At 46.3% G+C, this 13238-nt stretch carries 11 protein-coding genes; 6 read left to right on the top strand and 5 right to left on the bottom strand.

Annotated features, from left to right (window positions below):
• Positions 1-3: 3 nt before the first annotated feature.
• The gene (locus tag MHN31_RS00935) at positions 4-4500 is read right to left on the bottom strand and encodes an EAL domain-containing protein (RefSeq protein WP_239443190.1); all 4497 of its coding nucleotides are present in this window, start codon (positions 4498-4500) and stop codon (positions 4-6) included.
• A 331-nt stretch (positions 4501-4831) separates the two neighbouring features.
• Between MHN31_RS00935 and MHN31_RS00930 the strand changes: the two genes are divergently transcribed.
• Positions 4832-5026, top strand: a complete 195-nt coding sequence (locus MHN31_RS00930) for a (2Fe-2S)-binding protein (RefSeq protein WP_010380974.1) — start codon at positions 4832-4834, stop codon at positions 5024-5026.
• Positions 5027-5085: 59 nt separating this feature from the next.
• On the opposite strand, the gene bfr (MHN31_RS00925) is transcribed toward MHN31_RS00930, so the two are convergent.
• On the bottom strand, positions 5086-5550 hold the full coding sequence (bfr, locus tag MHN31_RS00925; protein WP_138537953.1) for a bacterioferritin: 465 nt from the start codon (positions 5548-5550) through the stop codon (positions 5086-5088).
• Positions 5551-5559: 9 nt separating this feature from the next.
• Positions 5560-6030, bottom strand: coding sequence for a bacterioferritin (bfr, locus tag MHN31_RS00920; protein WP_239443189.1), 471 nt, complete (start codon positions 6028-6030; stop codon positions 5560-5562).
• Between the two features lie 356 nt (positions 6031-6386).
• Here bfr (MHN31_RS00920) and MHN31_RS00915 point away from each other — a divergent pair, with 356 nt between their 5' ends.
• From MHN31_RS00915 to MHN31_RS00900, 4 genes are all read left to right on the top strand, one after another.
• Entirely contained in the window at positions 6387-7745 is a 1359-nt protein-coding gene (locus MHN31_RS00915; protein ID WP_239443188.1) for an AlkA N-terminal domain-containing protein, read from the top strand.
• 26 nt (positions 7746-7771) lie between these two features.
• Positions 7772-8236: a methylated-DNA--[protein]-cysteine S-methyltransferase gene (locus tag MHN31_RS00910; protein WP_239443187.1), complete on the top strand. Its 465-nt coding sequence runs from the start codon at positions 7772-7774 to the stop codon at positions 8234-8236.
• Between the two features lie 88 nt (positions 8237-8324).
• Positions 8325-9140 (top strand): hypothetical protein, encoded by an 816-nt coding sequence (locus tag MHN31_RS00905; RefSeq protein ID WP_239443186.1) that lies wholly within the window; start codon positions 8325-8327, stop codon positions 9138-9140.
• Positions 9141-9203: 63 nt separating this feature from the next.
• A complete protein-coding gene (locus tag MHN31_RS00900) occupies positions 9204-9785 on the top strand; it encodes a thymidine kinase (protein WP_010380985.1) in 582 nt (193 codons plus the stop codon).
• 12 nt (positions 9786-9797) lie between these two features.
• On the opposite strand, the gene rlmF is transcribed toward MHN31_RS00900, so the two are convergent.
• On the bottom strand, positions 9798-10664 hold the full coding sequence (rlmF, locus tag MHN31_RS00895) for a 23S rRNA (adenine(1618)-N(6))-methyltransferase RlmF (RefSeq protein ID WP_239443185.1): 867 nt from the start codon (positions 10662-10664) through the stop codon (positions 9798-9800).
• A 152-nt stretch (positions 10665-10816) separates the two neighbouring features.
• Between rlmF and MHN31_RS00890 the strand changes: the two genes are divergently transcribed.
• Positions 10817-11722: an alpha/beta hydrolase gene (locus tag MHN31_RS00890; RefSeq protein ID WP_239443184.1), complete on the top strand. Its 906-nt coding sequence runs from the start codon at positions 10817-10819 to the stop codon at positions 11720-11722.
• Here the strand turns inward: MHN31_RS00890 and MHN31_RS00885 are convergent, their stop codons facing one another.
• Positions 11723-13168 (bottom strand): sulfotransferase, encoded by a 1446-nt coding sequence (locus tag MHN31_RS00885; protein ID WP_239443183.1) that lies wholly within the window; start codon positions 13166-13168, stop codon positions 11723-11725.
• Positions 13169-13238 lie beyond the last annotated feature (70 nt).

The following is a 13238-nucleotide window of genomic DNA, read 5'->3' as shown; positions in this document are numbered from 1 at the left end:
ACGTCAGCTCACGTTGGCCACATCAGGCGGGTATTGCTCAAACAAGCCCGCAGCGCTAAGAGGTTTAGAAAAATAATATCCCTGCATGTATTCGCAGCCGAGATCCCGAAGGAAACTAAGCTGCTGGGCGGTTTCCACCCCTTCGGCGATGCATGCCATGTTGAGGTTTTGCGCCAGCATATAGATGGTCTTTACGATGGAACGATTATGAGGGTGAGTTTCCAGTGTGCGGATAAAACTCTGGTCAATCTTGATAATGTCGATAGGAAAGTGACTTAGGTACGTGAGCGAAGAGTAGCCCGTGCCAAAATCGTCCAGCAGTAATGTAAAGCCAAATTTTTTAAGCTGTGCCAGTGTTTTACTGGCTTTATGCCGGTCTGCCAGAAAGCTGGTTTCTGTGATTTCCAGTTTAAGCTGATGATTGCTTAAGCCAAATTCCGCCACAATACTGTCCAAAGAGGCGGCCAGGTTATCACGCATAATATGTTGAGGTGAGAGATTCAATGACAAATAAAATGAGGCCTGCTGGTGGAAAAATGGCGTAAGTTCCTCAAGAGCTTTACGTAAGGCCTGCGTTGTCATTTGCTCAATTAAGCCGACTTCTTCAGCAATCGGAATAAACTCTGCAGGTGATACAGGCTTTGACCCCAACTGCCAGCGCATTAACAACTCCACACCTGTCAAAGTGTGGTTTGTGGTGTTCACAATAGGCTGATAGTGATTGTAAAACTGATCGTCTGCTACCGCTTCCTTGAGCGCCGCTTCTAAGCTGAGCTTTCTGCTCAGGTGCGCATTCATTTCGCTGGTAAAAAACTTAAAGTTGTTTCTGCCGCTTTGTTTGGCATGCAGCATTGCGATATCCGCATTTCGCAACAGGCCTTCTGCTGTTTGCTCGTCAAATGGAAAAATCGCGACACCCACGCTGGCAGAGATGCTCATAGAGATACCATCTATTTCGTATTTATTGCACAACGACGTGATCATATGTTGCACCAACTCTGTGACCTGGGCGACGTCTTCGAAAGTTTTTATCAGAACAATGAACTCATCGCCACTCTGACGACCCAGGATACAGTGCGCGTTTAAGGTGCTATTTATCCTTTTCGTAACGGCAATCAGGAGTTGGTCCCCTGCAGAGTGGCCATAGGCGTCATTAATTGGCTTGAATTTGTCTAGATCAATAAACAACAACGCGCACCCGGAATTGCTTTTAGTTGCATTATAAATTGCAAATTCAATGTGTTGCAGCATTAGGTTGCGATTAGGTAAATCGGTCAGGGCGTCAAAGTTTGCGAGATAACGTAACTCACTTTGTGCTTGTTTTTGCTGAGATAAGTCGGAACCAACGATGACTAAAAACTCTATTTCACCCTGTTCATCTGTAATGGCATTGATACTGAGTTGAACTGCACTTTGGCGCTGATCATCAAATGTCACATCAATTTCTAGTTTTATGTTCTCTTTAGGTTGGATGTTACGCAGTGCGTTCAGTAATTTTATCAGCTGTTGTCGCCCAAGTCGTTTTTTGAGTTCGCTGAGTGTCAGTTGTTTTTGAGGCTCATATCGGTCCAATCCAAGAGATGATGATAAACTTTGGTTGACAGACAAAAGCTGTAAGCTGCTGTCGAGGATTAATAACCAGTCCTGGATCTGAGATAGGGCCTGGGCGAACATAGCAGCGTTCAATTGGTTTGCTTTTTGCTCGGTAATGTTACTGTAGATACCAGATGCCTTTAGTGGTTCACCTTTGGCATCCCATTCGCTGACCTTGGCAATATCGTGATACCAGAGCCAGCCTTGTTGTTTGGAATAAATTCGATACGTGATAGAGAGCTGGCTGTCGGGTGAGGCAATAAAGCGTGCCCATTGGCGTTGTACCATTTCCTGATCTTGTGGGTGAACTTTGTTGAAAAATGCGTTCAAGCTGAGCTGTTTACTTTGGCTGGCGTCCTGAACATTGCCCAGTAAGGTGATTTGCTGAGTCTGCATATCCATGCTCCACAGCCCGCTTTGTGTTTTGGTAAGCGCCAAGTCGGTCTGGGCTTTTGCGTGAACTAACTGGTCATAGGTCTGACGCAGAGCAAGTTGCTTGACCTGGTGTCTGCGATAGAGCACAGTCAATATTCCTGCAATCAGCAACAGGTAACTGCTGATTGCTAACGGTGTATTCCACCAGGCATGTTTGACCTCAAAATGTAGCTGGCTCTGGATGCGTTTTTCAGTGTCACCAGGTCGGAACTCCGACAGTGTCAGGGTGTATTTTCCAGGCTTCAAGGTATTAAAAAATAAATAGTTATTTTTAACATCTTTGACCTCCAGGGTCGTGGGCCCTAACAGGTGAGCTGTGACAAAATTACGACGCACATTAAAAATGTTGAATTGGCTAAACTCAAAGCGAAAGCCCATGTCGTCATATTCAAACTGTAAAGTCTGCGTGTCGAGTTGTTCGGGTGAGACAAGTATGGGCCTGGACATCAGCTGCACACCGGAGAAGGCGAGTTGCTCTGTTTCTACTGGCAGCGTAAAGGCATTTGGGTCGAACTTTATTGCGCCGTTGGGCGTGCCAAACAGCATTTCTCCTGAGTGCAGAGGCTGACTGGCCCCGAGATTAAACTCATTGGTAACCAGCCCATTACGATGATCATAGTGATCGAGCTGTAGCGTTTCTAAATTCAGTTTATAGAGGCCATTTTGGCTACTTATCCAAAGTTGGTTGTGCAGGTCACGCTCCAGTTCGTAAAGAGTGTTGGTGCCAAGCCCCTGCTCCTCTGTGATATGTACTATGGGCTGGAAACTGTGTGTGTCGAGTGCAATTAGGCCCATTGTGTTGGTTGCCAGCCAAAGTCGGCCCTGGCCATCCTTCATCCAGTCATTTACGATAGGGTAGGCGTTATCAGGGGCGGCGTCTGCCTGCCACAAAGTATTGACCTGGTGGCTGAGACGATCGTAACTCACTAGCGCGTTGGCGGTGCTGAATAACACTTCATTGGGCTTTTCTGGTCTGCCAGGCAGAAATAACAGGGCTTGCAAGTCATCTATCTGTGCTTCCAACTCACTTAATGTGGTAATCGTTTGTAAGGCAATATCATAAAGGAAAATATTATGGTGCGTATGGAACAAGAGTGTACGCTGATCTACAAGCATAGAGCCGACTAAGTGGTCTTCTCCTGTCATTGCAACGTTTGCGTTGGTGACTTTGAGCTCAGAGGCTTGCCCGGTTGTTATGTCAAACTGTTTAAGTCCGGCTCTGGTATCAAGCAGGAGCATATTGTCTGTCAGGTAGGGGGAGCTATAGATGTTGTAGACAGCGTGGCTGCCATATGCCGGTTTGTGGCTTTGGTTACGAAAATAACTTTGTTGAAGGGTTGCCTGCTGGCCGTCGGAAAAGAGATGTAACCCATCATCGCTGCCAAGCCAAAGTGTGCCATCGTTTTTCTGGTGCACGGCCCAGATATTGTTATTGAAGTTATTGTTATGGGAGGCGAGTAGTTTAAATCGGTACGCTGAAGTTGGCCAAATAAATGCCCCATTATTATTAGAGCCCATCCATAGGTTTGCATGCTTGTCTAATAACATGACAGGGATGGTATTTTGCGGTGTCAAATAGCGGCTTTCGCTGAATGAAAACAGCTTACTGGCGCTATGATTACGGCGGTCGAGCAGATATAGACCTGAATCTGTGGCCAGGTATTCTCCATATGGCCCGATTTCATGTGCCCAGATATTGAGTTGTGGAACAAGTTCATAAGCCTGCTGGTCTATTAGCTGGCTGGCATCACCTGGAATGACAAACAAGCCTTCCACTGTGCCCACCAGCAGCCCCAACGCCTGGTCCTGTTTGAGCAGTTTTACATTGTTATTGAGCGCAGACTTGGCTACTGAGCCCTGGTGGTTCAGTAAGCTGAGTTGCTCATTTTTGAATTGAAACAGTCCAGACTCTGAACCAATGAGCAAAGTATCATGCCACGCCAGCATAGTACGAACATAGGCGTTATGTGGCAGGGTGAGCAAACGTTCCGACGCAAGTGTCTGCGTATCGACGCGATACAAGGCGTTTTCAATTGCAATCACGTATTGATCTTGATACTGCACAATGGCATTCACCGCGGCATCTGGCGCTATGCCCTGACGTCCTCCCTGGTCAAACAATTTCACCAGCGATAAAGTACGGGTGTTTAGCAGAAACGCGCCTGATTGTACTGTTGATATAAATAATTGATCATTGTCTAACAGTTGGAGCAGTAAAATGTCACTGCCTGAGAACAGTGCCTGCCCCTTGAAGGGACTAAATTGGTTACCGTCATGTCGATTTAAGCCCTGATGGGTCGCGATCCATATATATCCCTGCTTGTCCTGAACCAGCGCGGTGACACTCGACTGAGAAAGCCCTTCCTGCGTCGACAAGCGGCTGATCTGATTTGCATAATAAGGATCTGCAATCACCAAGTGGTGATATATCAATAAAAAAGACAATAAAGCTGCTTGTAGCCAGTTGTTCATTCACACGTTCCCAGGCGCACAACAGTGAACAGTCCTTTTACGCTTTTGTGCTGTCATATTCGCTGAGGCATACATTGCTCAGATTATGCTAATTATACCAAGTTATGGGCTGAGCTGAACGAGAATTCGTAAAAATGCCTCAGCTGGCAAATTTTTGGGTAAAAAAGCACTGGTTTAGATAAAACCTAAACCGTTGAACTAAAAGGTGTATCAAAAACACAATCAATGCAACTACGAATTATTCTCATTATTTCTGTTTTTGTTGTTGATAACCATTTTTGTTTAGATTAAACTTATCCGCAGTTAAGGTTATTGAGAATGGTTTTCAGTTATGTATATCTGCATTTGCCACGGTGTGACGGACAAAAAAATCGCCGAATCTATTGATGATGGCGCAAGGTCTATGCGCGATTTGAGCAAAGAGTTAGGTGTGGGATCTCAGTGTGGTAAGTGTTGTAACTGCGCTAAGAAGATACTGAACGAAAAACTAATTGATATCGTAGATGTGACAGAGCAAGTAGCTTAATCAATTTTTTCGTTCAAACCAGTTTCTCAAAAAAAGGGCTTCAAAGCCCTTTTTTAGTATTACATTTGCGTCTGCAGGTAGTTTTCGATACCGGTGACTTTGATAAGGTGTTGCTGGGTCTCCAGCCAGTCAATTTGCTCTTCCTGCTCATTGAGGATATTGTCCAACGCCTCACGACTAATGTAGTCCTGTTTTTCTTCACACAATGCGATAGCGTCAACCAGATCCCCTAATGATGCTTGCTCAAATGCCATATTAGCCGCAATCATTTCTTCGCTGTTTTCACCAATTTTGAGTCGACCCAGGTCCTGGAGGTTAGGCAAGCCTTCCAGAAACAGAATACGCTCAATCAGGCGATCTGCATTCTTCATTTTTTGGATAGATGTTTTGTAATCCGCTTTGTCCAGTTGCGAAAAACCAAAATCTTTAAACATACGGGCATGCAAGAAATATTGGTTAATGCCTACCAGCTCGTTTGCAAGGACGGTGTTCAGTGCCGTTATTACCGCTTTATCGCCTTTCATAATGATTCCTTATGCCAGCTGAGATTGCAGATAGTTTTGGATACCGATTTTTTCGATAAGACCGATTTGCTGTTCTAGCCAGTAAACATGGTCTTCTTCGGTATCAAACAGCAGCTTTTCGAGGACTGCACGCGATTGGTAGTCCTGCTCCTGTTCGCAGATCTTGATGGCCTGTTTAACGCTTTCTACCACTTCCAGCTCCAGCTTAAGATCATTTTCCATCATAGATTTTACGTCGCTACCTATGAGCAGATCGCGGCGTTTAGTCATGTTAGGGACACCTTCAAGGAACAAGATACGCTTGATTAACCAGTCTGCGTGTGTGGTTTCTTCTTCCATTTCGTGATTAAGACGCTCATAAAGTTTGTTCAAACCCCAGTCGTCATACATGCGGGAATGAATAAAGTACTGATCAATGGCTGCGAGCTCATTAGCCAGTAGTGCGTTAAATGCATCAATTACCTGTTGCTTGCCTTGCATAAGTGTCACCTCAATTCGTTCTAAATTGACGCCAGTGTACGTGTATATAATTTCATGTCAATAAAAAATCTATATAAATCAACATATTAACAACTGATTATTATTCTCATTTCAGTTCAGTTTTTGGACTTTAAATAGCAATCAGGTGCAATAGCCCAGAGGACTGGTCATGCCATAGTGAGATTTCGGTATAGGACAGGTAGATTTTCTAACGGGCTATCCCTACTCATGTGACGTCAATGCGCGCATAATAGAGGTATAACCTGCGGGTATTTTTTTATTGGGTTCCGAATATGGCCAGTACCTTTGTACGACTGGTTTTACACTGAGTCTGAGTCTCATAGAAGAGTTGATGTATGCTTTCTTCAGAAGTTTGTGCCAGGGCACGAAAAAGCCGGGATGCACGGTTTGATGGTTTATTTTATGTTGCGGTGAAGAGCACGGGTATTTATTGTCGCCCGATATGTCCGGCGCCAGCGGCAAAAGAGCACAATGTGCAGTATTACCAGCATGCGCATTGCGCGGCACAGGCCGGTTTTAGACCTTGTATTCGTTGTCGACCAGACAGTGCGCCTGGTAGCTATGCCTGGCTGGGTACTCAAACCACTGCGGTCAGAGCGAAAAGATTGATTGATGGTGGTTTTCTGGGCAGTGCAAGTGTGACTCAGCTAGCCGAAAAATTGGGGATCACGACACGATACCTGACCAAACTGTTTCAACAATATTATGGTATAGCGCCAAAAAAATATGCGCTGTTTAAACAGTGTGACTTGGCAAAGCAGCTGTTGCAGCAAACAGCCTTACCGGTTACTCAGGTCGCGTATGCTTGCGGGTTTAACTCTCAGCGTCGCTTTAACGACGCATTTAGCCGGCTCTACCAGATTACGCCATCGAGCTTACGTCGCGGTGCTGAGGTTAGTCAGCAGATTGAATTAATGATGGCCTTTCGTCCCCCTTACAATTGGCAGGCGATGTGCGAATTTTTAGCGCATCGTTTGGTAACGCCTCTGGAGTGGTTAGATGACACATCTTACGGACGTAATTTTAGATTGGGCGATTATCAAGGTTGCTTTACGGCGCATTATGAGGAGGCGCAGAACCGCTTCAGAGCAACGATTGAGATTAGCGATCTTAAAGGGTTACCTCAGGTGGTGAATAATATCCGCCGGGTATTAGATTTAGATGCGGATTCCGTATTTATCAATGCGCACTTACAGCAACATTGTAGCGACATTGTGCTTCAGGACGGGCTGAGATTACCCGGGATTTGGACACCTTTTGAAGCGGGAATACGCGCTGTTTTAGGGCAGCAAATTAGTGTTACGGCTGCCAGGAACCTAATGATCCAGTTAGTTGAACAGCTGGGAGAAAAGCAGAAAAATGGCACGTATCAATTTCCCTCAGCAAACGTTATTGCGTCATCTGAACTGGCGTTTTTTAAAATGCCTGAACGCCGTAAGCAAGCAATCATTGCCCTGGCGCAGCATCATGTGGACGATCCCGATTGCACACCGGAATCCTGGCTGGCAATTAAAGGAATCGGCCCCTGGACTGTGGATTACGCGAGTATGCGGGGTCTGAGTGCGCCGGATATTTATCTGGGAGGAGACCTTGGAGTGCAAAAAGCCATTGATAAGGTCGGGCAGATAGATGAGCCTGGCTGTGCCCCATTTAGAAGCTATCTGACTTTTCAGCTATGGCAGCAAATAAAATAACGACACGTTTATTCAGGGAGTAACTTATGACTATTCAATCCTGTCTGGCCAGTCCGGTTGGCGATATTACTTTACAGGCAACTGATAAGGGGCTGAGTTATGTTGGCTTTGCGCCTAAATCTGTGTACTCAGAAGGTACCAATGGGCACCTTAAGCGCGCTTGCACTCAATTAACCGAATATTTTGCCGGGCAACGGAGTGAGTTTGATGTTGCTCTGGACACTCAGGGCACGCCTTTTCAGCAAGCTGTGTGGCAACTTCTGCGACAAATCCCTTATGGCGAAACAAATACTTATGGTTGGATGGCAGCCAGGCTGGACAATCCGAAAGCAGTCCGGGCCGTTGGGGCTGCCAATGGCAAAAACCCAATCAGCATTATCGTACCGTGCCACCGAATTATTGGTGCAAGCGGCAAGTTGACGGGATATGCCGGGGGATTGGAACGTAAATCCTGGCTTTTAGCTCACGAAGGGATAAAAATTACCCAGTAATGTATGCTGTTCATAGCCAAGCTCTAAGGTGAGTTATATACTAAAAGAAAGCCCGACCTAAAGTCCTGTTTTAATGCGATTGACTGTAATGTCGTTGATATTTTTGTTTGTTTGCTGTCAGGCTGCTGCGAAAGTATCCATCAGACTGTGTTACGAAGATAAACATATTCCGCCATTTTTCCTGGGTAACGGGTTTGACGTGCCGCAGAAAAACCCAGGCGCAACGATTGAGATACTTAGACACCTTGAAACCCAGGTTGATGACGTGCAATTTAAGTTTGTTCGCAAACCCTGGCAACGATGTCTGTACGAGATCAAGCGCAATCGTGTTGATGCCGTAATTGCCAGTTACCGACAAGCGCGTCAGGCCTTTTTGTCTTATCCACTTAATGAGGATGGATCCCCAGACACACTGAGCTCTATCAGCCGACTCGGTACTTGTCTGGTCGGCATGACACAACTAAAAACGGCGATTCACGAACGTAGTTACCCCATCAATCTGGCTGTGCCAAGAGGGTATTCAGTTGCCGATTCAGTAGGGAGTGATAAATACACTATCCTGAACACAGACTCACAAAGTGATGCTTTTGAGTTAGTGCTCAAGGGCAAGGTACATGGCACATTTGGTTTGTGCCAGGTCGATGGTAAAGCGGTCGAAGCCTTTCCTTATCGACGACAGCTTGCTGCGGTTTATCCGCCACTGGATATCAGCTTTGGTTACCTGACGTTTTCGAAGCGATTTAAAGCGCTGCATGCGCCAACAGCAAAAGCCTTATGGTCTTCTTTAAGCACCTCAGAGCTGCACCATATCTACATTGCGTACATTAATCGTCAAAGTTATCCAGGTGATACCCAGGACAGCAGTCGGAGCCCCATAAAAGTGCCATGGCAGGTATTTGACTAAGCTGGCTTAATTGTCTGAGTTTGGGTAGACTATCGCGAATTTTTTAGCGGCAGATACGAGCATATGGCGCAACTTTATTTTTATTATTCGGCGATGAACGCCGGAAAATCTACCACATTATTGCAATCTGCATTTAATTATCGTGAGCGGGGTATGAATCCGTTTATCCTGACCGCTGCGCTTGATGACCGTGCCGGCGTTGGCAAGGTCGCCTCTCGTATCGGGCTTGAAGCGGATGCACATACTTACGAGCCAGCAACGGATCTGTTGCACCTAATCAACCAGTCGCATGATAAGCAAGCGTTGGATTGTATTTTGGTCGACGAAAGCCAGTTTTTGAATAAACAGCAAGTCTCTCAGCTAACCGATGTGGTTGATCTGCTCGGGATCCCGGTCTTGTGCTACGGGCTCAGAACCGATTTCCGGGGAGAGCTGTTCGAAGGTGCTCAGTATTTGCTGGCCTGGGCGGACAAACTGATCGAATTGAAAACGGTCTGCCATTGTGGCCGCAAGGCGAATCATGTTCTGCGACTGGATGCGGCTGGAAATGCAATTGCTGATGGCGCCCAGGTTGAAATTGGCGGAAATGACCGTTATGTGTCGGTCTGCAGAAAGCACTATAAGGCTGAACTCAATAGACTTTGAGCTCAGCCTTAGTTAAAAACGCCAGGCGATAAAGCGGCTGACCTTTTGACCCTGTTGCATATCAATGACTTTTACTTCACTTGCTTTGACGGCTTGCAGGGCTTTTTTCAAAGCCGGCAGGTTATCCTTTTTCGATACAAGTGAAGTGAACCAGCCAATTTGATCTGCAAAGTCCTGACTTTCGTGGACCATGGATTTAATGAACGCCAGTTCACCGCCCGGACACCATAGTTCGGGTGCATGGCCACCAAAATTCAACTGCCCGGATTTTTGAGCTTTGCCCAGGTTGCGCCATTTTCTTGCTGTTCCCGCTTGAGCTGCCTGTTCACTTTCATGGAAAGGCGGATTACACATCGTCAGATGGTAGCTTTCTTTTGCACCAATGATACCGTGGAAAATGGCCTGCTGATTTTTTTGCTGCTTTATTTTAATCCCCAGTCCATTCGCTTTCGCGATGGTTTGTGCCACCGAAACGGCCATAGGGTTGATGTCAGAACCAGTAAACTGCCAGCCATATTCAGCTTGACCGATCAGCGGGTAAATCAGGTTTGCACCCGTGCCAATGTCGAGACAGCGGATCTGCTTCCCCGTTGGGATTTCGCCCTGATTGTCATCGGCCAGTAAATCTGCCAGCGCATGAATATAATCAGCCCGGCCTGGTACAGGTGGGCACAAAAAAGGTTCTGGCAGTTGCCAGAGTTTGACCCCATAGTCGCTGGCAAGCAGTGCCTGATTTAATGCAACCACTGCATTGCGATCGCTAAAGTCTATGGTGTTGTCACCATGCGGGTTGTTGCGCAGGTGTTGCGTGAGTGCCGGATTGACCCGGCATAGACGGGCGAAGTCATAGCCCTGTTGGTGTTTATTTCTGGGGTGCATTAAATGATTGTTTTCTTACTTCATTGATACACCATTATATCGAAATTATGTGTTTTGCGCTGCCTCTTTCCCTGCAAAGACCGAATGAGCCCGCTTGCGATGTTAAAATGTCGCTGGTACGATGAGTTTAAAAAATGACGTAACAATCTGACATGATCATACAAAACTCGCTTTATGTGCCAGTTGGGGAAGGGTATCAGCTGCATCTTCGCCATATTTATCAGAAACAGAAAATGGGCCCTGCAGTGCTGCTTATCCATGGTGCAGTTGAAAATGGCAAGATCTTTTATACTCAGAGCAATAAAGGCCTTGCCCCCTTTCTGGCCGAACAGGGCTATCAGTGTTTTGTGGCGGATTTACGAGGCAGAGGGGGAAGTAAACCTGCCATCAGCAAAGGGGATAAACACGGTCAGACGGAATCAATTGTCGAAGATATTCCCGCAATTCTGGCGCACATCACGGCAATGACTGGTAAACGGCCTCAGTTCTGGGTAGCGCATTCCTGGGGTGGGGTGTTATTGAATAGTGTTCTGGCCAGGTTTCCTGAAGAGATTGAACATATCAATGCATGTGTTTACTTTGGCACAAAAAGGAGCCTCTATAATCGACACCCAGAAAAGCTGCTAAAGGCTAATGTGATCTGGTATACGCTCGCATTTTGGCAGGTGAGGAAGCATGGCTACTTGCCTGCTCGTCAGCTTAAATGGGGTTCTGATAATGAAACGCGTAAATCTCATGCACAGAGTGTGCAGTGGGCGAAACGCCGACCTTGGGTAGACAGCGATGACGGCTTTGATTACGCTGCGGCATTAAAAGACACGGCACTGCCACCGACTTTACATATCGCGGGGGTCAAAGACAAAGCACTGGCACAGCCGATAGACATCAGGCAATTTATGGCTGAGTCGGGCACAGGCATTATGGAAATCACTGTGTATGGTCGGCGCTATGGTCATCAGCATGATTACGATCATATCAATATGCTAACGCACAGCGCTGCGCGTCACGACCAGTTTTCCGATCTACTGGCCTGGTTCGAACGTTACGGACAGATCTGATCAATGCGAGTCGGGCAGGGCCAGTTCTTTTTGCATCTGTACTTCGAACTTTTTCCAGTTCACCAGGGGCGCCGTATTCAGTGGCTTGCGCACCTGAGCTTTACTCAGGGTTGACACTACCTTGTGGCTTTTATAGAACTCCATACATTCAGGCTCGTACTTTTGATACATAAAGTTAAGTGCCTTGCGGATCTCTCGCTCAGGTTCCTCAAGCAACTTTTCGTAGCTCATTGTGTGGATATTGCGTGGTAGCATCGTCTTAAAGTGCGTCATTACGTTATCGGTCAAATCGCTATATAACTGATACTCTTGTAAAGAGCAGAAGTAAGGCTCATCTTCAGCAAAGTGATTGCTATACACTGACCAGGCATTTGGCATAAAGTCCCGGGTCATGTGGATAAAACGGGCATCTGGGAACATTTTGTAGATCAGGCCAACATTCTGGAAATTGGCAGGCAACTTGTTGATCACGGCTTCTTCGGCAACTCGATGGCGTTTTATTTCATCAACGTATAAATTACGGCAGTGGTCGAGCATCGAGGTACTTAGTGTTTTGGTGCAATCCGGAAAGGGCGCTTCGTTGCGCATGCTCAGATAAGGCACAATATCGTCACTAATTACCGTACTTTCCCCCATAGAACCCACTTGAGAGTGCTGGATCAGCATTTGCTCCAGCAAAGTGGAGCCTGTGCGAGGCAGGCCAACGATAAAGACTGGGGTAAAAGTGGCTCTGACTTTGTCTGGCGGCTTTGAAAAAAATGCCTCATCAAAACTGCTTTTTAAATACTCAAAAAAGGGCTGCATGGCTGAGGTGTGAAAGTCACAGAGCGCATGTTGTGCCGCATTGGCTTGCTGGTAATGTGCGAAAGCTGCATCAATATCTGCCAGCTTTTCATAGGCATGTGCTTTAGCGTAATGAACCACAATGTGTATCCTGGGGTTATCCAGGTCTGCATCGAGTGTATCGAGCAGTGCTAAATACTCGGTTAGTTTTTCGCCTTCAGTGAGCTTGATCAACTCGTGGAGCATAAAAACAGTAATGGCGGAATGAGGGCATGATAAGCCAGCATCAAACACATTTCGTGCATTGTCGATAAATCCATAGTCGAGATAAAACTGCCCTAAATGATAGTGAGCCTGGGCGTTATGCCTGGCAACGCTCAGGGTGTATTCAAGTACTGTCTTTGCGTCAACGGGTGAGCCAACCGCGACAAACGCATCAGCCAGCGCATAGAGCGGGTCGAGCATTTTAGGCAAGTGTTCGCAGGCGCGTTTCAGATAGTAGATAGCGTTATCGTATTGTTCGAGCCGCATACAGATCCTGCCAAGACCAAACAGGGCCTTGCCGTTTTTTGGATTCTGTTTAAGCACTTGTTTGAACATAAATTCGGCTTCGCGAAGCCGGTTTTCTTCGAGTAATTCAGAGGCTCTTTCTAGCAGTAACATGTGGTTATAAATAGTTTTTTATACATGATAGAAATAAAAAGGGGAAATAGCTATAGCTACTTCCCCCTTT

Origin of the sequence: Pseudoalteromonas sp. McH1-42 (assembly GCF_022347845.1) — a bacterium.
Lineage (GTDB): Bacteria > Pseudomonadota > Gammaproteobacteria > Enterobacterales > Alteromonadaceae > Pseudoalteromonas > Pseudoalteromonas rubra_D.
This window is presented reverse-complemented; position numbering and strand designations above follow the sequence as displayed.